Below are 22322 nucleotides of genomic sequence, written 5' to 3' on the forward strand. Positions count from 1 at the left end.
AGAGCTTGTGCCGGTTGCAATGCGAGCTCTTCGAGCCGGCACGCTGCTGGACAGCGTCCGCCCGCGGAACCGGCGGTCGGAGATATTCTTCCAAATTCCACCCAGTGGAGTGCCGCTGTCGATACCCCCGGCATGTGCATGGCCGCCGGCGGGATTCGAGCTGGTCCGCGCGTGTGCGCATGTCTTCTGTGGTCTTCCTGCGCCACCCCCGCGACGGGGTCGCTCCACGAATAGAAACCGCACGTTCTGAAAGGCTTCGCGCCTTGACTTCGGGTGACGCGGGGTCGCATTGCACAATCATGTGGGATGGTGCTTCCGTCCCGCCGGGATGACATTCCTTTTAAAGCCTCTAAGGTCCCGGCCGGCCCTGGACGCAGGGTTGGGATCAGGGTCGCCCGGCGCAATCATGCTTGGAGTTTGACACTTGGCGAACACGGCAGCCGATCCCGACAGCTCCCACGGCGCGCCGGACGGCACGCGTCGCGATTTCATGTTCCTCGCGACGGGCGCGGGACTGGCCGTCGGGGCCGGTGCCTTGGCTTGGCCCTTCGTCGCCTCAATGGCGCCCGATGCCGAGACCATTGCGGCCGGCGCACCCCTCGAAGTCGACCTGACGCCAATTCAGGAAGGCCAGATCGTCAACGTGTTCTGGCGCGGCAAGCTCATTTTCGTGCGCAGTCGCTCCGAGAAAGAGATCAAGGAAGCTTCCGAGGTGAAGCTCACCGATCTGATCGATCCGCAGCCCGATTCGGCTCGCGTGAAGCAAGGCCACGCCAAGTGGCTCGTCGTCTACGGCAACTGCACGCATCTCGGCTGCGTGCCGATCGGCCATCAAGGACAGTACGAGGGCTGGTCCTGCCCCTGTCACGGCTCCCTCTACGACACGTCGGGCCGGGTACGCCGGGGTCCCGCCCCGACGAACCTACCGATCCCCCCCTACGTCTTCGAGTCGGACTCCAAGATCCGGATCGGCGAGGAGGGCGGCAAGGCCGTCGCCTGACACCCTGAAACAGGATTTGGAGCGGGTCGCCCCATGAGCGGACACGGCAATACCTACGTTCCCAAGAGCGCCTTGGCGAAGTGGTTCGAATCGCGCCTCCCTTTGATCGGGCTGGTGCATTCGTCCTTCGTCTCCTTCCCGGTGCCGCGGAACCTGAACTACTTCTGGACCTTCGGCGCGATCCTGATCGCCATGCTGGTGTCGCAGATCGTCACCGGCGTTTGGCTGGCGATGCACTACGACCCGTCGGCCGCTAATGCGTTCAACTCCGTCGAGCACATCATGCGCGACGTGAACTACGGCTGGCTGCTGCGCTACATGCACGCCAACGGCGCATCGATGTTTTTCGTGGCGGTCTACGTCCACATCTTCCGGGCGCTGTATTACGGGTCGTACAAGGCGCCGCGCGAGGTGCTCTACATCCTCGGCGTGATCATCTACCTCCTGATGATGGCGACCGCCTTTCTCGGCTACACCCTGCCGTGGGGCCAGATGAGCTTCTGGGGTGCCACCGTCATCACGAACATCCTGGCCGCGATCCCCGTGGTGGGTGACACGATCCAGAGCCTGCTCTGGGGCGGCTACTCCGTAGGCAATCCGACCCTGAATCGGTTCTTCTCGCTGCATTACCTCCTGCCGTTCATGATCACCGGCGTGGTGATCCTGCACGTCTGGGCGCTGCATGTGACGGGGCAGAACAATCCGGCCGGAATTCCGATCAAGTCGGGCAAGGACGCGGTGGCCTTCACGCCCTACGCGACGATCAAGGATGTCTTCGCCTCGGTCGTATTCTTCGCCTTCTTCGCCTACTGGATCTTCTACCAGCCGAACTATCTCGGTCACGCCGACAACTACGTGCCGGCCAACCCGGCGGTGACGCCCGCCCACATCGTTCCGGAATGGTACTTCCTGCCGTTCTACGCGATCCTGCGCGCCGTGCCGGACAAGCTCGGCGGCGTCATTCTGATGTTCAGCGCCGTGCTCATCCTGGCCCTGGCCCCTTGGCTCGATACGTCCCGGGTTCGCTCGTGTAATTACCGCCCGATCTACCGGCAGTTCTTCTGGCTGTTCGTGGTGGTCTGCGTGGTGCTCGGTTGGCTCGGCGCCAAGCCGCCGGAGGGTGGCTACGTCATCGCCGCCCGGATCTGCACGGCCTACTACTTCCTGCACTTCCTGCTCGTGATGCCGCTGGTCGGCCTGTTCGAGACGCCGAAGGCTCTTCCGGGCTCGATCCTCGAGACGGTGACGGGTCCCGGAAAGCAGGTGGGCGGGTCCGGCATGCCGGTCGGCGCCGCAGCCGCACCGTCCTCCAAGGGTTGAAGGCAGGGGACTTTTGAGAACCATGAAAACGACCCGCGTCCTCGCCGCAACCCTGCTCGCGGCTGTCATGAGCATCACCGTCGCGTCGGCAGATGAGGGAACTCCCCATCCGCCCCGTGAGAAGTGGAGCTTCGCTGGCACCTTCGGCCGCTTCGACCAAGCTCAGCTTCAGCGCGGCTTTCAGGTCTACAAGGAAGTCTGCTCGAGCTGTCACAGCATGAGCCTGGTGCGCTTCCGCAACCTCTCGGAGGAGGGGGGGCCTGGCTTCACCACCGGGCAGGTCAAGGAACTCGCCGCCCAGTACAAGGTGAAGGAGCAGAACGATGCCGGCGAGGACGTCGACCGTCCCGCCCGCGCTGCCGACGCCTTCCCGTCGCCCTTCCCGAACGAGAAGGCGGCGGCCGCCGCCAACGGCGGCAAGGCGCCGCCGGACTTCTCCGTGCTGGCCAAAGCCCGCACCTACGAGCGCGGCTTCCCGTGGTTCGTCTTCGACGCGATGCCGTTCATCGGCTTCTCGGAGCAGGGCGTTGACTACATTCACGCGCTCCTGAACGGCTACGAGGATCCGCCGGCCGGCAAGGAAATTCCGGCTGGCACCTACTACAACAAGTACTATGCCGGTCACCTCATCGCGATGCCGAAGCCGATCAGCGATGGGCAGGTGACCTACGCGAAGAACGACAAGGGCGAGCCGGTGGTGCCGGAGACCACGGAGCAGTATTCCCGCGACGTTGCGGCGTTCATGGCCTGGGCGGCCGAGCCCCACATGATGGCGCGCAAGGCTCTCGGCTTACGGGTGATCCTGTTCCTGCTCGTGCTCTCCGGTCTGCTCTACTACGTGAAGAAGAAGATCTGGGCGAAGGTCGGCGGCGAGGTCCACGGACTCCAGCCCGAACTGCACAAGACCTACTGATCCGGTTCGGGCAGTCCTTCTGGGCTGCCCGTCCTCCGTTGACACGACCCGCGCCGGCGTCCCAGGGAAGGGCGACCGGCGCTAACTTTTGGAGATCGGGATGACGGCAGCGGTGCTCGGTGTGATGGGCGGGTCCGGGGTCTATGACCTGCCCGGCCTGGAGGATGTCCGCGAGGAGCGGATCGAATCCCCCTGGGGCGCGCCTTCAGACGCGCTGCGAATCGGCCGCATCGGCGCGACGAAGGTGGTGTTCCTCGCCCGCCACGGCCGCGGGCACCGCTTCTCGCCATCGGGTATCAACTATCGCGCGAACATCGACGTGCTGAAGCGGGCTGGTGTCACCGACCTCGTCTCGCTCTCGGCCTGCGGCTCGTTCAAAGCCGAGCTGCATCCCGGTCTTTTCGTGCTCGTCGATCAGTTCGTTGACCGCACCCACGGCCGCGCCGGTTCGTTCTTCGGCGATGGCTGCGTCGCCCACGTCTCCCTGGCGCATCCCGTCGGACCGACACTGCAGGCGCGCATCGCTGCGGCGGCACAGGCGGAGGATATCGCGGTCCATCGCGACGGGACCTATGTCTGCATGGAGGGTCCGCAATTCTCCACCTATGCCGAGTCGACCACTTACAAGGCGCTCGGCTACGACGTGATCGGCATGACCAACATGCCGGAGGCCAAGCTCGCCCGCGAAGCCGAAATCACCTATGCGACGATCGCGATGGTGACCGATTTCGACTGTTGGCACCCGACCCACGATGCCGTCGACGTCGCTGCCGTGGTGGCGGTGGCGCGAGCCAATGCCGACAAGGCCGCGCGCCTCGTCGCCCGTCTCGCCCGCGATTTCCCGGCCGAGCGCGAGCCCTGCCCCGTCGGTACGGAGCACGCCCTCGACGGCGCCATCATGACCGCTCCCGCGCAGCGCGACCCAGCCCTACTCGCCAAGCTCGACGCGGTGGCGGGCCGAGTCCTGCACCGCTGAGTAGCCGGGAGCGCCGGTGAAATCGGCTCCGTCCACCCTTTCCGCGACCCAGTCTTCCCTCTAGAAGGCGGGTTCTTCCCCAAACCGGAACCGAACCGTGACCCACGAGGCCAAGCGCGCCGCCCGCATCAGCCGCAAGACAGCGGAGACCGACGTGCAGGTCGCGCTCGACCTCGACGGGACGGGGCGGGCTCAAGTCTCGACGGGGGTCGGGTTCTTCGACCACATGCTCGAGCTCTTCGCGCGCCACGCGCTGTTCGACCTCGACGTGGCGGTCACGGGTGATCTCCATGTCGATCACCATCATACGGTGGAAGATGCGGGCATCGCCCTGGGACAGGCCTTCGCGCAGGCCCTCGCGGACAAGCGCGGCATCGGCCGCTATGCCGACATCCATTTGCCGATGGACGAGACCCTAACGCGGGTCTCCATCGATATCTCGGGCCGCCCGTTCCTCGTGTTCCGAACCCAGTTTCGGGTCGAAAAAATCGGACAGTTCGATACGGAACTCGTCCGCGAGTGGTTCCAGGCCTTCGCCATGAACGCTGGCATTACGTTGCATGTCGAGACGCTCTACGGTGAGAATGCTCACCATATCGCGGAGAGCTGCTTCAAGGGCTTGGCCCGCGCCTTGCGGCACGCAGTGTCGATCGATCCCCGCGAGGGCGGCCGTGTTCCCTCGACCAAGGGATCGCTCTGATCCGCCCGTCGGGTCGGCAGGGAGGATGCTAGACGTGATGCGCACCTACACATTGCACCCCGCGAAGGGGGCCCTCGTCGGCGAGGCACACGGTCTCGAGCGGGCGCACCTCGTGTCGGATGGCTTCTCCTGGCCGGCTTTCGCTTTCGGGCCGCTCTGGTTCTTCTTTCACAGGCTCTGGCTCGCCGGCCTCGGTGTTCTGACTCTGCTGGCCGTCGTGGCGTTCGGGGGGCGGTTCCTCGAGCTGACGCCGATCGCCGGTTTCGTCATCACGGTCCTCGTTTCGCTCCTGATCGGACTGGAGGCTTCGTCCCTTCGACGGTGGACCTACGCCCGGGCGGGGCGTCCGGTGCGCGACGCCGTGACGGCCGCGAATGCCGAGGAGGCCGAAATGAAGGCTGCTGCACGCTGGCTGGACGGTGTTCCCACAGGGCGCACCGGACCGGCGCCCCATATCGGCATCTCGGTGCCGCCGAGTGACCTTGCCATCGGCATGTTCCCGTTCAGCGAGGGTCGGCGGTGAGTGCAGAGACCGTCGCGATCATCGATTACGGCTCGGGCAACCTGCATTCCGCCGCAAAGGCGTTCGAGCGGGCGGCTCGGGAGGCCGGCCTCGACGCGACGCGCATCGTCCTGACGAGCGAGGCCGAGGCGGTCGCCAAGGCCGACCGGGTGGTTCTGCCCGGTGTCGGCGCCTACGCCGATTGTCGCCGCGGCCTCGACGCCCTATCCGGCATGGTCGAGGCGATGACCCATGCGGCGCACGAGCGGGGTCGCCCGTTCCTCGGCATCTGCGTCGGCATGCAGCTCCTGGCGACGCGGGGCCTGGAATACGACACGACCGCGGGCCTCGGCTGGATTCCCGGCGATGTCGGTCCGATCCAGCCGAACGATCCCGGCCTCAAGGTACCCCACATGGGCTGGAACACCCTCGAGATCGACCGGCCACACGCTTTGCTGTCGGAGATCCCGACGGGCGAGGGCGGACTGCACGCCTACTTCGTACACAGTTACGCGCTGTCGCCTGAGCGGATGGAAGATCGCGTCGCCCACAGCGATTACGGCGGTTCGGTCACCGCGATGGTGGCGCGCGACAACGTCGCCGGCACCCAATTCCACCCGGAAAAGAGCCAACGGCTCGGCCTCGCACTGCTCGCCAACTTCCTCCGCTGGCGTCCCTGAGGCGCAGACCCCACCTGTGACCCGTCCCACCCGAAAGCGAACCGACGCGTGATCCTGTTTCCGGCCATCGATCTCAAGGAAGGGCGCTGTGTCCGCCTCGTTCAGGGCGACATGGCCCAGGCCATCGTGTTCAGCGACGATCCTGCGGCCCAGGCGGCGGTCTTCGAGGAGCAGGGTTTCTCCTGGCTTCACGTCGTCGACCTCGACGGCGCCTTCGCGGGCGCGCCGATGAACGCGGATGCCGTCGATGCGATCCTGGCGCGGACCAAGCTTCCGGTGCAACTCGGCGGCGGCATCCGCGAGATGCGGACCCTGGAGGCCTGGCTCGCTAAAGGCGTCAGCCGCGTCATCATCGGCACTGCCGCCGTGCGCGATCCCGCCTTCGTGCGCGAGGCCGCCCGCCTCTATCCGGGCAAGATCGCGGTCGGCATCGACGCCAAGGACGGCCGCGTCGCGGTCGAGGGCTGGGCCACCACCTCCAGCATGACGGCGGAGGAACTCGGGCGTCGCTTCGAGGATGCCGGCGTTGCCGCCATCATCTACACCGACATCGCCCGCGACGGCATCCTGAAGGGCCTCAATATCGAGATGACCCTCGGCCTTGCTCGCGCGGTGACCATCCCGGTGATCGCTTCCGGTGGCCTTGCCTCGATCGATGACGTCCACCGCATCCTGGAACCGGACTGCGCGCTCCTCGCCGGCGCCATCACAGGCCGTGCCCTCTACGACGGGCGGATCGACCCGCGCGAGGCCCTGGCGGCCATCCGGCGCGCGACCGGTGCGCCCGATGCGGCTCCGGCGGCCTGACGCATCCGAGGTTATTCGTGCTCAAAACTCGCATCATCCCGTGCCTCGACGTCAAGGACGGCCGTGTCGTGAAAGGCGTCCAGTTCCTGGAACTGCGCGATGCCGGCGATCCCGTTGAGGCGGCTAAGGCCTACGACGCGGCTGGTGCCGACGAGCTCTGCTTCCTCGACATCACGGCGAGCCATGAGGATCGCGGGACGCTCCTCGACGTCGTCAGCCGAACGGCGGAAGCCTGCTTCATGCCGCTCACCGTCGGTGGTGGCATCCGTACGGTGGCGGATATCCGCAATCTCCTGTTGGCCGGGGCCGACAAGGTTTCCATCAACACGGCAGCCGTGAACGATCCCGATTTCGTCGCCCGCGGTGCGGAAAAGTTCGGTAGCCAGTGCATCGTCGTGGCGATCGATGCCAAGCGGACCTCCGGTCCCGGCGAAGCGCCGGAATGGCAGATCTTCACCCATGGCGGGCGCAAGCCCACCGGCATCGACGCCATCGCCTTCGCCCGCACCGTCACGGCCCGCGGCGCCGGTGAATTGCTCGTGACCTCAATGGATCGCGACGGGATGCGCTCCGGGTACGATATCGGCCTGACGCGGGCCATTTCCGATGCCGTCACGGTGCCGGTCATCGCCTCGGGCGGTGTGGGCGGCCTGGACGATCTGGTAGCGGGAGTCCGCGAAGGCGGTGCCAGTGCGGTTCTGGCGGCCTCGATCTTCCATTTCGGGCAGCACACGGTATCCGAGGCCAAGGTCCACATGGCCGCGGCCGGTCTCTCCATGCGCCTCGATCTCTGAGGCGGACCTTCGCAGCCCTTGCGTCATGATCCATCGTGCCGCACGCTTGGTTGCACGGCACGATAGGCCCGGTTCGCCGGGACCAGGATTGTATGACCCAGTTCACTCTCAGCGATCTCGAAGCCCTCGTCGCGGATCGTGCGGCAGCGTCTCCCGAGACTTCCTACACCGCAAAGCTCCTAGCCGGCGGCCCGGCCAAACCGGCCAAGAAGCTCGGCGAGGAGGCGGTCGAGGCGGCGATCGCCGCCGTACAGGGTGACCGATCCGGCCTCATCAGCGAGGCCGCGGACGTGCTGTACCATCTCCTGGTCCTGCTGCGGGTCGGTGGCGTGACTTTGAACGAGGTGCTGGCCGAGCTCGAGCGGCGAACGGTTCAGAGCGGGATCGCGGAGAAGGCCTCCCGGAGCCCCGCGTGAACGCCGAATCGCTTTTCACGATGCCGCCTGCCGTGATCGAACGCCCGACCGCCCGGGGCCAGGACCCAGTCACCGGCCAGGGCTCGGAGCGGCTGTCGCCTTACCGCTTGTTCACCCGAGAAGAATGGGCTCAGCTGCGTGCCGACACCCCCCTGACCCTGGCGGCGGAGGAAGTGGCGCGCCTGCAATCCCTCAACGATCCGATCTCGGTCGAGGAGGTGGAGGCGATCTACCTGCCGCTTTCACGGCTGCTTTCACTCTACGTGGCAGCGACGCAAGGCCTGTTCAAGGCGACCCAGCGCTTCCTTCTCGCCGAGCACGAGACGAAGGTACCGTACATCATCGGCCTCGCCGGATCTGTGGCCGTGGGCAAGTCGACCTCCGCCCGTGTCCTCGCCGCCCTGCTCGCGCGCTGGCCCAACACCCCCAAGGTCGACCTCATCACCACCGACGGCTTTCTGCTGCCCAATGCCGAGCTGAAGCGGATGGGCGCGATGGAGCGGAAGGGCTTCCCCGAAAGCTACGACACGGCCGCGCTGTTGCGCTTCCTCACCGACATCAAGGCCGGCAAGAAGCGTGTCGCGGCGCCCCTCTACTCTCACCTCGTCTACGACGTGGTGCAGGGCGAGGAGCGGATCATCGAATCGCCCGACATCCTCATCGTCGAGGGCTTGAACGTCCTGCAGCCGGCGCGCCTGCCCCGCGACGGCACCGCGATCCCGTTCGTCTCGGACTTCTTCGACTTCTCGATCTACCTCGACGGCCACGAGGACGACCTGCACCGCTGGTACGTCAATCGCTTCCTGCGCCTGCGCCAGACCGCTTTCCGCGATCCGCTCTCCTATTTCCGAAAGTACGCCGAGGTGACGGAATCCGAGGCGATCGAGAGCGCCGATACGCTCTGGACGACCATCAACCTGCCGAACCTGCGTGACAACATCCTGCCGACCCGGCAGCGGGCCAGCCTGATCCTCGCCAAGGGGGCCAGCCACCGCATCGAGTCGGTGGCACTGCGTCGCCTCTGACGTCTCCGCGCGCCCGTTCCCTATCCGAGCGGGTAGGCTGCCTCGACCACGTAGGGACCGCCGCCCTTCGATTCCCGCGCCGAGAACAGCGCCACACGCTCTGCCGTGAAGGTAAGGGGCGTGAACAGGCCGCGCTCGCCCAGATAGGCCGCGACATCCTCCGCGCCGGCCTCGCATCGGAGGCGTGCGAGCGTGACGTGCGGCGTGAACTTGCGCCGTTCCGGCTCGGCACCGGCCTGACGGGCGAGACGCTCCTGTTCGGCCTGAAGGTCGAGAAGCTCCGGGGTTGGCAGCACCGTGGCGAGAATCGCGCGCGGCCTGTCGCCGCCGAAGCTCGCCATACCGTCGAGGGTCACGGGGAAGGGGGACCGGGGTCGCGCCTCGATCAGGCGCTCGTGCAGCGCCTCCGCGAGGTCGATCTCGACATCGCCGAGGAAGCGCAGGGTGATGTGATAGTCCGACGGCTCGATCCAGCGGCTTCCGCGCAGAGCGCCGCGCTTCAGGGCGAGCGCCTGCGCGAGGTCGGGGGGAACTTCGAGGCCGGTGAACAGGCGGGGCACGGGCTCAGCGCGCCTGCAGATGGAGACGGTCGAGGAAGGTCTCGACCGTCGGCAACATGCCGGCCACGATCGTTTCGACGCCCCTGGCGTTCGGATGCAGGCCATCGTCCAGGTGGGCCTGCCGGTCGCCGACGATGCCGTCGAGGAAGAACGGGTACAGGATGAGGTCGTAGCGCTTGGCGAGGTCCGGGTAGATCGCGTCGAAGCGCGCGGCGTAGTCCGGCCCGAGGTTGGGGGAGGCCTTCATCCCCGCAAGCAGCACGGGAATGCCGCGTTCCTTGAGCCGCTCGATCATCGCATCGAGGGCCTTGCGGGTCACCGCCGGGTCGGTGCCGCGCAGCATGTCGTTGGCGCCGAGTTCGAGGATGACGCCGTTGGTGTCGTCTGGGACCGACCAGTCGAGGCGATCAAGGCCTCCGGTCGTGGTGTCGCCCGAGACACCCGCATTCGCCACCGTGACGACGCGTCCGCGTGCCTTCAGGGCCCGCTCCAGCACCACCGGAAAGGCCGCGTTCGCGGGCAGGCGATACCCGGCGGTCAGGCTGTCGCCGAAGGCCACCAGCTTCACCGGCGGCACGTCGGGCGTGGCGCGCGATGGCATCGTGCCGAGCCCGAGTGCGGCAAAGAGCGTCATCAGAGCGGCGAGGCCGAGCCCGGCATGGCGCGCCGCCCGTGAGCGGACCATATCGGCGAGGCGTGAGACTCCACACAGACCCATGCGATCACAACCCCGACCCTTGCATCCACCTTGCCCGCCGTCACGATGACGACAGCTGCACACAGATCGGTCGCCCGTTGAAGTCCGACAACCCCATTGCGCCGACGGCGCAGACCATCGCCCTCTCCGACATCGACCTCAGCCTCGGCCGTGGGGCGGCGCGCGTCCATGTCCTGCGCGGCATCTCCCTCGACGTGGCGCCGGGCGAGGCGGTCGGTCTCGTGGGTCCCTCCGGCTCCGGCAAATCGACTCTGCTGATGGTCATGGCGGGCCTGGAACGGCCGGATTCGGGCCGCATCCTGGTCGAGGGCACCGATCTCGGAAGCCTCGACGAGGATGCCCTGGCGCGCTTTCGCGGGCGCCGCATCGGCATCGTGTTCCAGGCCTTCCACCTCGTCCCGACGATGACCGCCCTGGAGAACGTGGCGCTGCCCCTGGAACTCGCCGACCAGCCCGACGCGCACCGCCGGGCACAGGTCGAGCTGGAGGCGGTCGGGCTCGGCCATCGTCTGCACCACTATCCGGCCCAGCTCTCGGGTGGCGAGCAGCAGCGGGTCGCCATCGCGCGGGCTATCGCGCCCGACCCCGCGATCCTCGTGGCCGACGAGCCGACCGGCAACCTCGACGAGGCGACCGGTCGCCAGATCGTCGACCTGCTCTTCGCCCTGAAGCGCGACCGCGGCGCGACCCTCGTCCTCGTCACCCACGACCCCGGCCTCGCGCGTCTCTGTGACCGCACCGTCCGCCTCCGCTCTGGCCGGGTGGAAGCGCCGGTGCCGGTCCAGGCCTGACCCGATGCATGGCTCCCTTCCCAAGCCGAGCGGACGTTCCTCAGGGGGGCACGTTCCACTCACCCTGCGCCTCGCGCTTCGCGAATTACGCGGCGGGCTGGCGGGCTTCACCGTGTTCCTCGCCTGCATCGCCCTCGGCGTCGCGGCCATCGCCGGCGTCGCCTCGATCTCGCGCTCCCTCACCGACGGTCTCGGCCGCGAGGGGGCGCGCATCCTCGGCGGCGATCTCACCTACAGCCTGATCAACCGGGAGGCGACGCCCGAGGAGCGCGCCGCCTTGGATGCGCAGGGTCGCGTCTCCGTGGTCACGACCCTGCGCGCCATGGCCGTGGCCGGAGAGACCGGCGCGGCCCTGGTCGAGCTGAAGGCGGTGGGCGCCGACTACCCCACCACCGGCGAACTCGTCACCGAACCGGCCGAACCCCTCGCCGATCTCCTGGCCGAACGCGACGGCGCTGCCGGCGCGGTGGCGGACCCGGCCCTGCTCACCCGCCTCGACCTCACGGTCGGTGACCGGATCACCATCGCGGGCAGGCCGTTCGTCATCCGCGCCACCCTCGTGTCGGAGCCCGATCGCATCGCCAACGGTATCGGTTTCGGCCCCCGGGTGCTGATCACGCACGAGGCTCTGACGGCCTCGGGCCTGATCCGGCCGGGCAGCCTGAACCGCTGGAGCTATCGCCTGCAGATCCCGGGGGTCGGAGACGCCGATCTCGAGGCGCGCGCCGCCGCCATCGCCAAGGCCGCTCCGGATGCGGGCTGGGAGATGCGGGCGCGCACCAACGCCGATCCGCGCTTTGCCAAGAGCATTGAGCGCTTCACCCAGTTCCTCACCCTGGTCGGCCTGACGGCGCTCATCGTCGGCGGCGTCGGGGTGGCCAATGCGGTCGCGGCCTTCGTCGAGCGAAAACGCGGCTCCATCGCGACCCTGAAGAGCGTCGGTGCGCCGGGCGGGCAGGTGGTGGTCCTCTACCTGACCCAGGTCCTGCTGATCGCGGGCCTCGGGATCGCGATCGGCCTCGCGGTGGGCGCGTTCCTGCCTTTCGGGCTCGATGCGCTGTTCCACGATGCCCTGCCGCTGCCGCTGAATCCGACCCTCGCACCCGGCGAGCTCGCTCTTGCGGCGGCCTATGGGTTCCTGACGGCGCTCGCCTTCGCCATCCTGCCCCTGGGTCGCGCCCACGACATTCCCGTCTCGGGGCTGTTCCGGGATGTGGTCGATCCGGGGTCCGCCCGCACCCGTCTGCGCTATCGCCTGATCCTGGCGGCCGCCCTCATGGGGCTGGTCGGGCTGGCATTGGTCACCGCCTTCGACCGGCGCCTGGCGCTCGTCTTCATCGTCGCCGCCGGCCTCGCCTTCGGGCTGCTGCGCCTCGTCGCCCTCGGGCTGATGGCGGTGGCGCGACGGCTCCCGCGCCCGCGCATGGCGGCTCCCCGCATGGCCCTGGCGAATCTGCATCGGCCGGGGGCGCTCACCCCCGCCATCGTGCTCTCCCTTGGCCTCGGCGTGACCCTTCTCGTCACCCTGAGCCTGATCGACGCCAACGTTCGGCGGACGCTGACGAATTCCCTGCCGGCTAAGGCGCCGAACCTGTTCTTCCTCGACATCCCGTCCAGCGATGCGGACGCCTTCCACGCCTTCCTCGGCGGCCTTTCGCCGGGGGCGAAGATCGAACGCGTTCCGATGATGCGCGGTCGGATCACCGCCCTGAACGGTGTTCCGGCCGGCGAGATCAAGGCGCCCGAGGATGCTGCCTGGGTGCTCGACGGGGACCGCGGCATCACCTACGCCGACGACCTTCCAGAGGGCTCGTCTCTAGTCGGCGGTCACTGGTGGACCGCCGAGGAGGCTCGGACGCCGCTTGTGTCCTTCGATGCCGAACTGGCGGGCAAGCTCAACCTCGCCGTCGGCAGCAACGTGACAGTCAACGTCCTGGGGCGGACGCTGACGGCCAGGGTCGCCAACCTGCGCAAGGTCGAGTGGCGCTCGCTCGGGATCAACTTCGTCATGGTGTTCTCGCCGGGGACGTTCCGGGGCGCGCCGCACTCCGATCTGGCGACCCTCACCCTGCCGAACGGACCCGACGCCAAGGCAGAGGCGGAAATTCTGCGTGACGTGGCAAAGGCTTACCCCTCCGTCACCAGCGTGCGGGTGAAGGAGGCCCTGGAGGCCGTGAGCGACATCGTCGCCAAGCTGGTCCTGGCCATTCGCGGCGCCAGCGGCGTCGCCGTGGTGGCGAGTCTGTTCGTTCTGGCCGGCGCCCTCGCGGCCGGGCACCGCGCCCGGCTCTACGACGCGGTCGTGCTCAAGACCCTGGGCGCCACGCGGGGCCGGCTGCTGGCGGCCTACACCCTCGAATACGGCGCCCTCGGCCTCGCCACGGCGATCTTCGGCCTCGCCGCCGGCACTCTGGCGGGCTGGGTCATCGTCACCCGGGTGATGAAGCTCGAGTTCACCCTCGACCTGTCGGGGGCGATCCTCGCGGCGGCCCTCGCGGTCGCCTTCGCGATTCTCCTCGGTCTGGCAGGGACTTGGCGGATCCTCGGCCAGAAGCCGGCGCCGTATCTACGCCAGTTCTGACGGCGGTCGTCACAGAACCTCAATGCCGGCGGTTCCTCCTGCGGCATAGCGGGCGCCGGCGGCGGCGCCGGGCGGGAACAGCCCGTCGAGCTCGGCGATCTCGCCGGGGGTGAGCGCGAGGTCCATGGCCGCGGCGTTCTCGGCGAGGCGGGCCACCCGCCGCGTCCCCGGGATCGGCACCACGCCCGGTGCGCGGTCGACGAGCCAGGCGAGGGCGATCTGGCCGGAGCTGGCGTTCCGGCGGGCTGCGATGGCGCTGAGCCCGTCGAGCAGGCGCTGATTCCGGGCCAGGGCGTCGGACTGGAAGCGCGGATTTCCCCGGCGGAAATCGTCCGCGGCGAGCCGCGCCGGATCGAGGCTGCCGGTGAGGAACCCGCGTCCGAGCGGTGCGTATGCCACGAAGGTGACGTCGAGGTCGCGGCAGGTCTGCAGCATCTCGTCCTCGGGTCCCCGGCTCCACAGCGAATACTCGCTCTGGACCGCCGCGATCGGATGAATCGCGTGGGCGGCGCGCAGGGTTTCGGGCGAGACCTCGGACAGCCCGAGTCCGCGCACCTTGCCCTGCTCGACCAGGCGCGCCATCGCGCCGATCATCTCGGCCAGCGGGGTCTCCGGGTTGCGACGGTGGCAGTAGTAGAGATCGATGGTCTCGACGCCGAGCCGGGTCAGCGACGCCTCGCAGGCCGCGGTGAGATAGGCCGGTGTGTTGTCGATCCGCCGCTTCGCGCTGTCGTCGGGGCTGTCGGAGGGGCGGACGATGCCGAACTTGGTGGCGAGCACGACCCGGTCGCGGCGGCCCTTCAGGAAGCGGCCCAGCAGGGTCTCGTTATGGCCGAGCCCGTAGGTGTCGGCGGTGTCGAGGAAGTCGTAGCCGAGGTCGAGGGCCGCCGCGAGGGCGTCGAGGGACTCCGTCTCGTCGGCCGGCCCGTAGAATTCGGACATGCCCATGCAGCCGAGGCCGGGGACGGAGACGGTGAGGCCGGTCTGGCCGAGGGGGTGGTGTCGCATCGCGGTGCCTGGGTTCGAAATTCGCCGCATCGGTGTGCCATGGGGCCGGATCGGCGATAAGATCGACACTCCTGGACGAACCGTTGAGCGAGGCTCATCAATGCAGCGGGCCGACCTCGCGGACCTCGCGGCGTTCGCGGCCATCGCCCGGCACGGCAGCTTCCGGCGGGCCGCCCTCGAACTCGGGGTGTCCCCCTCCGCGCTGAGCCACGCCCTGCGGGGCCTGGAGACCCGGATGGGGGTGCGTCTGCTCCACCGGACCACCCGCAGCGTCGCGCCGACCGAGGCGGGGGCGGCCCTGCTCGCGGGGATCGGGCCGGCCCTGGCCGAGATCGCCGCGGCGGTCGGAGCCGCCGGCGCGTTCCGCGCAACGCTTGGTGGCGCCCTGCGCATCAACGCGCCGCGCTCGGCCTGCCGGCTCGTCCTGATGCCGCTGGTGGCGCGGTACCTCGCGCTCTATCCCGGCGTCCGCGTCGAGGTCGTGGGGGACGATGCGCTGACCGATGTGGTGGCCGGCGGGTTCGATGCCGGCGTCCGGTTCGGCGAGCACCTGGCCGGCGACATGATCGCGGTGCCCCTCGGAGGGCCCCAGCGCTTCGCCCTGGTGGGCGCCCCCGCCTATCTGGCCGGACGGCCGACGCCCGAGAGCCCGGCCGATCTCGTGGCGCACCGCTGCATCCGGCAGCGCTTTCCCGGCGGTGCGGTGTATCGCTGGGAACTGGAGAAGGACGGGCGGGCGCTGGCGGTCTCCGTCGACGGTCCCCTCGTCGTCAACGATCAGGAGATGATCGTGCAGGCGGCCCTGGCGGGGCTCGGCCTCGGCCTGGTCTTCGAGGACAGCGTCGCCGACCTCCTGGCGTCCGGTCGGCTCGTTCGCCTGATGCCCGACTGGTGTCCGAGCTTCCCCGGGCTGTTCCTGTACTATGCCGGCCGGCGCCAGATCCCCCCGCCGCTGCAGGCCTTCATCGACCTCGTGCGGCGGCCGGAGGCGGGGCTCACGGCCACACCTTGATCGCGAGGTTGCGCCGGAGAAGGTCGCGATCGGAGGTGATGGTGCAGCCTTCGGTGCGCAGGGTCACGTAGGTGAGGAAGGCCGTGTCGCCGGTGTCGTCGAAGTTGCGCCCCTGCGCGTCGGGATCGAGCAGCGACGGGTAGGCGATGAGTCCGCCGGGCGCCCGGCAGGGATCGTCGTACAGGGTGGCGCCGGCCAGGAGCAGGCGCGGCGTGTCCCAGTCCAGCAGGTCGCGGGAGGTGGTCCAGTAGAAGCCGGATTGCGGAAAGCCCGGCCCGGCCTTGGCCATGAAGACCGCGATCCAGGCGCCGCTGCCCCGGTGGCGCACGACGGCCCCGACCGGTGTCGGGAACGGCGCGACCGGCGCACAGGTCGCCGCCGCCTTGGCGGGCTTCGCGTAGGGGTCGGGGAAGGCCGCCGTGTAGCCGGTGCCGGTCCAGGCGCGCCACTGCGTCGGGTCGGCGGGATCGCGGGTGCGGAACAGGCAGACCCCCGCGGATTGGTCGCTGCCCGGCTGTGTCCAGCCCGTGGTGGAGGCGAGGAAGTAGCGCCAGGTCCCGTCCGAAAAGACATTCGACGGATTGAAGAAGCCGCGATGGCTGCCCTGCCCGACCTCCTGGCGGAAGGGGGCGCCGGCCACGACCACCGGTGGGGTCGCGCGGGTGAAGCTGCGTCCGCCATCGGTCGAGGCGGCCGCCACCACGCTGTTGTACCAGCACGCCATGTAGTCCTTGGCGCGGCAGCGGCCCGGATGCTCGTTGGCCCGGTACTCGTGGTGGACCAGGGCGGCGACGGCGCGGCCGTCCTCGGTCCAGGTGGCGGTGATCCACGAGGCGTCGTCGTAGGCGGCCGGATCGGCCTTGCCGCCGGATTCGAGCACCACCGCGCAGTCCAGTTTCAGGGCGTCGAGGCGGGGACCGCGGAAGGCGCGGTTCCGGTAGTGCATGCCGAACAGGGCGACGGCGCCGGAGGCCTCGCGGAAGGCGCGGGCCGAGGCGTCGGGCACGTCGACCCCGTCGCAGGCGTCGCGCCCGGCCTTGAACATCACCACCGGGGGGCCGACCAGGGTCAGGGCGGAGAGCGGCGGCTCCGCGGCGGCGCGCGCCGGGCCGCCGAGGCAGACCAGCGCGAGCAGGAGCCGGGCCGCGAGGGGAAGGGGGCGCGTCATCGGGAGTCCCTGGACATCGGCCGCAGATTGGGTTTTGAACCGTTACAGTTCGATTGTGCGCACGCGTCCGATTCCGGCCCTGTCCACAGATCCCCGACGCCCTCCCGCGAAGGCCTTCCATGCTCCTCCTCATCCTCGGGCTCGTGCTCTTCCTCGGCACGCATGCCTTCTCCATGGCACGGGCACGGCGGGCGCGGGTGATCGATCAGGTCGGCGAGGGCCGCTACAAGCTCGCCTACACCCTGGCCTCCCTCCTGGGCCTCGTGCTGATCGCCTACGGTTTCCACCTCTATCGCCAGTCCGGCTACATCGCCGTGTGGGACCCGCCGGTCTGGACCCGCCACCTCGCCCTGCTCCTGACCGCCCTGGCCTTCGTCGCCCTGGCCTCGGCCTACCTGCCGGGGCACATCCGCGCCCGGGCCAAGCACCCGATGCTGCTGGCCGTGAAGATCTGGGCCACCGCGCACCTGCTGGCCAATGGCGACCTCGGCTCGATCCTGCTGTTCGGCAGCTTCCTCGCCTGGGCGGTGATGGCCCGGATCAGCGCCAAGCGGCGGGCCCTCGCCCCCGGCGCCGTGGCCGCGCAGCATGGCGGCCCCGCCGCCGCACCGGCGGGCTGGCGCAACGACGCCCTGGCCGTCGTCATCGGCCTCGGTGTCTGGTTCGCGTTCGCGCGCTACCTGCATCCGCTCCTGATCGGCGTCGCCGCCTGGCCGGGCCAGGCCTGAGACGCGTCCGGACCGAAGGGCCTCGCGTCGAAGCCGGTCGCCAACCGCCCGCGCCTGTGATAGGCGCAAGCCTTCATCTTCATGCAGCGGCCGCTCGGTTCCCGATCGGCGTGAGACGACATGGCCGAAAACAACGAGTTCATCCGCGAGGTCAACGAGGACTATCGCCGGGATCAGGTCGCCGAGATCTGGCGCCGCTACAGCGGCGTGATCATCGCCCTGGCGGTCCTCGTGGTGGTCGCCGTCGGCGGCTGGCGCTACTGGCAGCACGACCAGCGCGTGCGCGCCGAGGCGGCCTCCGAGCGCTTCGAGGTCGCCAACCGCCTCGCCCGCGAGGGCAAGGCGGCGGAAGCCGACAAGGCCTTCGAGGCGATCGAGAGCGATGCACCCTCCGGCTACGCCCTCCTGGCGCGCTTCCGGTCCGCCACGGAGACCGCCAAGCGCGACCCGAAGGCCGGAGCCGCCGAGTACGACGCACTGGCCAACGACACCCGCGTGAGCACGGGCCTGCGTGACCTCGCCCGCCTGCGCTCGGCCCTGCTGCGCCTCGACGGCACGGAGCCCGACGCCGCCCTGGCGACGCTCCAGGGCCTCGCCGCGCCGAACGGCCCCTTCCGCCACACCGCCCGCGAGATGCTGGGCCTCGTCGCCCTGAAGCGCGGCGACTACGACGGCGCCGGGCGCTGGTTCGACCAGATCAACGCCGACCCGCAGACGCCGCAGAACCTGCGCCAGCGCATCGAGGTCTACGCGGCCCTGGTGGCCGGCGGACCCGTCACCGTGACCGCTGCGGCCCCCGCCGCCCCGGCCGCTCCCCCACCCGTCACGCGCTGAGCCCTCGACCCGCTTCTCACGGACGCCTGATCGAAACGAGCACACCATGGATATGCCGACCGTCGCGATCGTCGGACGGCCGAACGTCGGCAAGTCGACCCTGTTCAACCGCCTCGTGGGCAAGAAGCTCGCCCTGGTGGACGACCGCCCCGGCGTGACCCGCGACCGGCGCGAGGGCGACGTCAATTTCGGTGGTCTCGTCTTCCGCATCATCGACACCGCCGGCCTCGAAGAGGCCGATCCCGGCTCGCTGATCGGCCGCATGCGCGCTCAGACCGAGGCCGCGATCCTCGAGGCCGACGTGGTGCTGTTCGTGATCGACGCCCGCGCGGGCGTGCTCCCGGCGGACCAGCCCTTCGCCGAGATGGTGCGGCGGGCCGGCTGCCCGGTGATCCTCATCGCCAACAAGGCGGAAGGGGGCGCGGGCCTGTCGGGCGCCTACGAGGCGTTCTCCCTGGGCCTCGGCGACCCGATCCCGTTCTCGGCCGAGCACGGCGAGGGCATCGGCGAGTTGCACGACGCGCTGATCGAGTCCCTGCCGAAGCCCGACGACGACGACGAGGAATACGACGACGATCCGTCGAACCGCTCCCTCAAGGTCGCCATCGTCGGCCGCCCCAATGCGGGCAAGTCGACCTTAATTAACCGGATGCTCGGCGAGGAGCGCCTGCTCGTCGGTCCGGAGGCGGGCATCACCCGCGATTCGATCTCCCTCGACTGGGAATGGCGCGGCCGCCGGATCAAGCTCCACGACACCGCCGGCATGCGCCGCAAGGCGCGCATCGACGACAAGCTCGAGAAGCTCGCGGTCTCTGACGGCCTGCGCGCCGTGCGCTTCGCCGAGGTGGTGGTGGTGCTCCTCGACGCCACGATTCCGTTCGAGAAGCAGGACCTGACCATCGTCGACCTGATCGAGAGCGAGGGCCGCGCCCTCGTCATCGGCCTGAACAAGTGGGACCTCGTGGCCGACCAGAACGGCCTCCTCAAGAAGCTGCGTGAGGATTGCACCCGCCTGCTGCCGCAGGTCCGCGGCGTCTCCGTGGTGCCGCTCTCCGGCCTCGCCGGCGAAGGCATCGACAAGCTGATGCAGGCCGTGACCAACGCCGAGGAGATCTGGAGCACCCGCGTCTCCACCTCGCGGATCAACGACTGGCTCAGCGCCGCCACCCAGCGCAACCCGCCCCCGGCGGTGTCGGGCCGCCGGATCAAGATCCGCTACGCCACCCAGGTGAAGGCGCGGCCGCCGCACTTCGCCCTGTTCGGCAACCAGCTCGACGGCCTGCCGAAATCCTACACCCGCTACCTCGTCAACGCCCTGCGCGAGGCGTTCGAACTGCCCGGTACGCCGATCCGGCTGTCCCTGCGCACCTCGAAGAATCCCTTCGACCGGGAAAACAAGGGCTGAGCCTCGGGCTCAGGCCGCTCCGCAGGTCGTCCGCGCCAGCCAATCCACGACGGCATCGAGGGCCTGGCGGTTCGAGGTGTCGCCGTCGCGGGCCCCCTCGAAGGTGGCCGCCTGGCGCTCGGCGCTGGTGCCGTCCGCGAGGATACGGCGGGCCTGCGCCACCTCCGCTTCGCAGCCGAGGGCGGCGGCGTCCTCGGCGATGAGCACGAGGAGATCGTCCAGGGCCCGGGCGAAGGGCAGCGCCTCCTCGCTCGCCTCGTCGATCAGCTCGGCCTCGGTACCGCTGCGCTGGGCCCGCCACAGGTTCTCCTGGGCGAGCGCCCGTGAAACGCCGTCGAGGTCGGCGTTGAGCTCCGGCCGGCGCACCACCAGACGGACGAGGCAGCGGTAGAGCGCCGCGATGGTCAGCGCGTCCTCCAGCCGGGTGCAGGAATCGGCGATCCGCAATTCGAGGGTCGGGAACTTGATCGAGGGGCGCAGCGACCACCACAGGAAGCTCGCATCCTGGATCGAGCCGGCCCGGGTCATGATCCGCACGTAGCGGTCGTAGGCGGCCGTGTCGGCGAAGAGATCGGGCAGGCCGGTGCGGGGCAACTCGCCGAAGGCGCTGAGGCGATAGGCGCTGAGGCCCGTCGGCTTGCCCTGCCAGAACGGCGACGAGGCCGAGAGGGCGAGGAGCAGCGGCTGGTAAGGCAGGAGCCGGTTCATCAGGTCGACGCGGGCGTCGGGATCGGGCACCTCCACGTGGACGTGCATCCCGCAGATCAGGCTGCGGCGCCCGGCGAGGCCGACGTCGCGCAGGATGCCGCGGTAGCGGTCGCCCTTGGTGGGAAGCTGGCGCGCCCAGTCCGCCACCGGATGCGTGCCCGCCGCGAACACGAGGAGGCCGTGCTCGCGCCCGAGCTTGCCCAGGGCCGAGCGCTGGCGCGACAGGACGTCCCGCGCCTGCGCGAAGTCCGTGGAGGGCGGGGTGCAGACCTCGACCTGGCACTGGAGCAGTTCGCGCCCGATCTCGGGCAATTCCTCGCCGGCCTGGACGTGGAAGGGCTTCACCGAGCGACGGGGGGTGCCGCGTGTCTCGGCATCCGCCAGGAAGTACTCTTCCTCGATGCCGAAGCGGTAAGGGGCTGAGGTCATCGGGAGCCTTGTGGAAGGGTGGCTCCCCTCAACCCGTCAGGCGCCGGTTTGTGCCCGCGCGGGGCCGCCCACGAGCCAGGCGGGGTCGAACCAGCGGTCGGCCTCGCCGTCGTAGGGCAGGCGGGTGATGTCCCAGTGCTGGATATACTTGGCGTAGACGTTCCAGACCGCGATGCCGCCGCCCACGAAGATGCGCCGCCCGGGATAGCGCGCCAGCACGGCCTGCGGGTCCTCGTGGCTGCGGATGACGTCGATGGTCCGGTCCCGGAAGGCGAATTCGGGCACCGACGCGATGGTCTTCGGCCCGGCGATCAGGACGTGGCCCATGGTGACGGCGAAGAACCGCGTCACGTCCTCGACGAAGAGCGGACCGGTGTTGCCCTCCCAGGGCAGGTGCCCGTTGAGGCCCAGCTGTCCGCGAAGGCCGATGGCGCAGATGCAGCGAACGTCGATCATGGCGGTCTCGAAGAACGGAGGAGGAGGGACGGCGTCCGGCGTCAGCACGCCATCTGCGGCGTCAGGATCCGGTCGCTCGGGAAGTCGTAGATCTTGCCGGACTCCGAAAAATCCGGGCTGGCCAGGCGCACGAAGTGCGGCGCGAGATCCTCCGGGGTCTTCAGGGTCGTCTCGTCTTCGCCCGGCATCGCCGCCTTGCGCATCGCGGTCCGCAAGGGGCCGGGATTCAGCAGCATGGCTCGCACGGGCGTCGTCGCGGTCTCGGCCGCGTAGGTGCGCACGAGGGCGTCGAGGGCGGCCTTCGAGACGGAGTAGGGCCCCCAATAGGCCCGGCACTTCTGGGCTGCGCCGGAGGTCACGAAGATGGCCCGGCCCGCATCGGAGGCCCGCAGCAGCGGATCGAACGAGCGGATCAGGCGGTAATTCGCCGTGACGTTGATCTCCATCACCTGCGCCCAGGTCTTCGGCGTCACGTGCCCGATCGGCGTGAGGTTGCCGAGGATGCCGGCATTGCCCACCAGGATGTCGAGGCGCTGCCAGCGCTCGTGGATGCCCGCACCCAGGCGGTCGATGGCATCGTAATCCGTCAGGTCGAGGGGCACGAGGGTGGCGCTGCCGCCGACGCCCCGGATGGCGTCGTCGAGCTCTTCGAGGCCTCCTTGCGTCCGAGCGACGGCGACGATGTGGGCGCCGGCCTGGGCCAGGGCGAGGGCGGCGGCGCGGCCGATGCCGCGCGAGGCGCCGGTGACGACGGCGAGGCGGCCGGCGAGCGGCTGGGTCGGGTCGCTCAT

24 protein-coding genes are annotated in these 22322 nt (G+C 69.3%); 17 read left to right on the top strand and 7 right to left on the bottom strand.

Going from position 1 to position 22322, the window contains the following annotated elements:
• The first annotated feature begins 424 nt into the window (after nucleotides 1-424).
• The 11 genes from petA (at nucleotide 425) to coaA (ending at nucleotide 9133) form a co-directional block, all read left to right on the top strand.
• Entirely contained in the window at nucleotides 425-1000 is a 576-nt protein-coding gene (gene petA, locus ASF18_RS16870) for a ubiquinol-cytochrome c reductase iron-sulfur subunit (RefSeq protein ID WP_056218904.1), read from the top strand.
• A gap of 33 nt (nucleotides 1001-1033) precedes the next feature.
• The gene (locus ASF18_RS16875) at nucleotides 1034-2320 is read left to right on the top strand and encodes a cytochrome b N-terminal domain-containing protein (protein ID WP_056218907.1); all 1287 of its coding nucleotides are present in this window, start codon (nucleotides 1034-1036) and stop codon (nucleotides 2318-2320) included.
• Nucleotides 2321-2342: 22 nt separating this feature from the next.
• Entirely contained in the window at nucleotides 2343-3233 is an 891-nt protein-coding gene (locus tag ASF18_RS16880) for a cytochrome c1 (protein WP_056353228.1), read from the top strand.
• 100 nt (nucleotides 3234-3333) lie between these two features.
• Nucleotides 3334-4209, top strand: coding sequence for an S-methyl-5'-thioadenosine phosphorylase (locus ASF18_RS16885; RefSeq protein WP_056218913.1), 876 nt, complete (start codon nucleotides 3334-3336; stop codon nucleotides 4207-4209).
• Between the two features lie 97 nt (nucleotides 4210-4306).
• Nucleotides 4307-4909 (top strand): imidazoleglycerol-phosphate dehydratase HisB, encoded by a 603-nt coding sequence (hisB, locus tag ASF18_RS16890; RefSeq protein WP_056218915.1) that lies wholly within the window; start codon nucleotides 4307-4309, stop codon nucleotides 4907-4909.
• Nucleotides 4910-4946: 37 nt separating this feature from the next.
• Entirely contained in the window at nucleotides 4947-5432 is a 486-nt protein-coding gene (locus ASF18_RS16895) for a DUF2628 domain-containing protein (protein ID WP_056353229.1), read from the top strand.
• Nucleotides 5429-6091: an imidazole glycerol phosphate synthase subunit HisH gene (hisH, locus tag ASF18_RS16900; protein ID WP_056353230.1), complete on the top strand. Its 663-nt coding sequence runs from the start codon at nucleotides 5429-5431 to the stop codon at nucleotides 6089-6091. Before ASF18_RS16895 ends, hisH begins: the two co-directional genes overlap by 4 nt.
• A gap of 48 nt (nucleotides 6092-6139) precedes the next feature.
• Entirely contained in the window at nucleotides 6140-6898 is a 759-nt protein-coding gene (gene hisA, locus ASF18_RS16905) for a 1-(5-phosphoribosyl)-5-[(5-phosphoribosylamino)methylideneamino]imidazole-4-carboxamide isomerase (protein WP_056353231.1), read from the top strand.
• Nucleotides 6899-6915: 17 nt separating this feature from the next.
• Nucleotides 6916-7692: an imidazole glycerol phosphate synthase subunit HisF gene (hisF, locus tag ASF18_RS16910; protein ID WP_056353234.1), complete on the top strand. Its 777-nt coding sequence runs from the start codon at nucleotides 6916-6918 to the stop codon at nucleotides 7690-7692.
• A 92-nt stretch (nucleotides 7693-7784) separates the two neighbouring features.
• Entirely contained in the window at nucleotides 7785-8108 is a 324-nt protein-coding gene (locus ASF18_RS16915) for a phosphoribosyl-ATP diphosphatase (RefSeq protein WP_056353238.1), read from the top strand.
• Between the two features lie 20 nt (nucleotides 8109-8128).
• Nucleotides 8129-9133, top strand: a complete 1005-nt coding sequence (coaA, locus tag ASF18_RS16920) for a type I pantothenate kinase (RefSeq protein WP_056354475.1) — start codon at nucleotides 8129-8131, stop codon at nucleotides 9131-9133.
• A 20-nt stretch (nucleotides 9134-9153) separates the two neighbouring features.
• Here the strand turns inward: coaA and thpR are convergent, their stop codons facing one another.
• Nucleotides 9154-9693, bottom strand: coding sequence for an RNA 2',3'-cyclic phosphodiesterase (gene thpR, locus ASF18_RS16925; protein ID WP_056353241.1), 540 nt, complete (start codon nucleotides 9691-9693; stop codon nucleotides 9154-9156).
• Between the two features lie 4 nt (nucleotides 9694-9697).
• Entirely contained in the window at nucleotides 9698-10294 is a 597-nt protein-coding gene (locus tag ASF18_RS16930) for an arylesterase (RefSeq protein ID WP_244472772.1), read from the bottom strand.
• A 194-nt stretch (nucleotides 10295-10488) separates the two neighbouring features.
• Here ASF18_RS16930 and ASF18_RS16935 point away from each other — a divergent pair, with 194 nt between their 5' ends.
• Both ASF18_RS16935 and ASF18_RS16940 read left to right on the top strand, forming a co-directional pair.
• Nucleotides 10489-11202: an ABC transporter ATP-binding protein gene (locus ASF18_RS16935; RefSeq protein ID WP_244472739.1), complete on the top strand. Its 714-nt coding sequence runs from the start codon at nucleotides 10489-10491 to the stop codon at nucleotides 11200-11202.
• Between the two features lie 4 nt (nucleotides 11203-11206).
• On the top strand, nucleotides 11207-13783 hold the full coding sequence (locus ASF18_RS16940) for an ABC transporter permease (RefSeq protein WP_056353246.1): 2577 nt from the start codon (nucleotides 11207-11209) through the stop codon (nucleotides 13781-13783).
• Nucleotides 13784-13792: 9 nt separating this feature from the next.
• Here the strand turns inward: ASF18_RS16940 and ASF18_RS16945 are convergent, their stop codons facing one another.
• Complete coding sequence (locus ASF18_RS16945; protein ID WP_056353249.1) at nucleotides 13793-14791, bottom strand: aldo/keto reductase; 999 nt, start codon at nucleotides 14789-14791, stop codon at nucleotides 13793-13795.
• Nucleotides 14792-14891: 100 nt separating this feature from the next.
• Between ASF18_RS16945 and ASF18_RS16950 the strand changes: the two genes are divergently transcribed.
• Nucleotides 14892-15803: a LysR family transcriptional regulator gene (locus ASF18_RS16950; RefSeq protein ID WP_056353252.1), complete on the top strand. Its 912-nt coding sequence runs from the start codon at nucleotides 14892-14894 to the stop codon at nucleotides 15801-15803.
• On the opposite strand, the gene ASF18_RS16955 is transcribed toward ASF18_RS16950, so the two are convergent.
• The gene (locus ASF18_RS16955) at nucleotides 15787-16971 is read right to left on the bottom strand and encodes a hypothetical protein (protein ID WP_056353255.1); all 1185 of its coding nucleotides are present in this window, start codon (nucleotides 16969-16971) and stop codon (nucleotides 15787-15789) included. The two genes, ASF18_RS16950 and ASF18_RS16955, sit on opposite strands and share 17 nt — an antisense overlap.
• A 119-nt stretch (nucleotides 16972-17090) precedes the next feature.
• Between ASF18_RS16955 and ASF18_RS16960 the strand changes: the two genes are divergently transcribed.
• The 3 genes from ASF18_RS16960 to der all read left to right on the top strand — a co-directional run bounded on the left by ASF18_RS16960 (nucleotide 17091) and on the right by der (nucleotide 19938).
• The gene (locus tag ASF18_RS16960; protein ID WP_056273304.1) at nucleotides 17091-17699 is read left to right on the top strand and encodes an NnrU family protein; all 609 of its coding nucleotides are present in this window, start codon (nucleotides 17091-17093) and stop codon (nucleotides 17697-17699) included.
• A 120-nt stretch (nucleotides 17700-17819) separates the two neighbouring features.
• Nucleotides 17820-18533 (top strand): tetratricopeptide repeat protein, encoded by a 714-nt coding sequence (locus ASF18_RS16965; protein WP_056218953.1) that lies wholly within the window; start codon nucleotides 17820-17822, stop codon nucleotides 18531-18533.
• 46 nt (nucleotides 18534-18579) lie between these two features.
• A complete protein-coding gene (gene der, locus ASF18_RS16970; protein WP_056353257.1) occupies nucleotides 18580-19938 on the top strand; it encodes a ribosome biogenesis GTPase Der in 1359 nt (452 codons plus the stop codon).
• A gap of 9 nt (nucleotides 19939-19947) precedes the next feature.
• Here the strand turns inward: der and ASF18_RS16975 are convergent, their stop codons facing one another.
• From ASF18_RS16975 to ASF18_RS16985, 3 genes are read right to left on the bottom strand one after another with little or no spacing between them, the layout of a single operon-like run.
• Entirely contained in the window at nucleotides 19948-21075 is a 1128-nt protein-coding gene (locus tag ASF18_RS16975) for a carboxylate-amine ligase (RefSeq protein WP_056353259.1), read from the bottom strand.
• A 36-nt stretch (nucleotides 21076-21111) separates the two neighbouring features.
• The gene (locus tag ASF18_RS16980) at nucleotides 21112-21531 is read right to left on the bottom strand and encodes a dihydrofolate reductase (RefSeq protein ID WP_056354481.1); all 420 of its coding nucleotides are present in this window, start codon (nucleotides 21529-21531) and stop codon (nucleotides 21112-21114) included.
• Between the two features lie 41 nt (nucleotides 21532-21572).
• Nucleotides 21573-22322: an SDR family NAD(P)-dependent oxidoreductase gene (locus ASF18_RS16985; RefSeq protein WP_056273291.1), complete on the bottom strand. Its 750-nt coding sequence runs from the start codon at nucleotides 22320-22322 to the stop codon at nucleotides 21573-21575.

The organism is Methylobacterium sp. Leaf89 (genome assembly GCF_001422215.1).
Classification (GTDB): domain Bacteria; phylum Pseudomonadota; class Alphaproteobacteria; order Rhizobiales; family Beijerinckiaceae; genus Methylobacterium.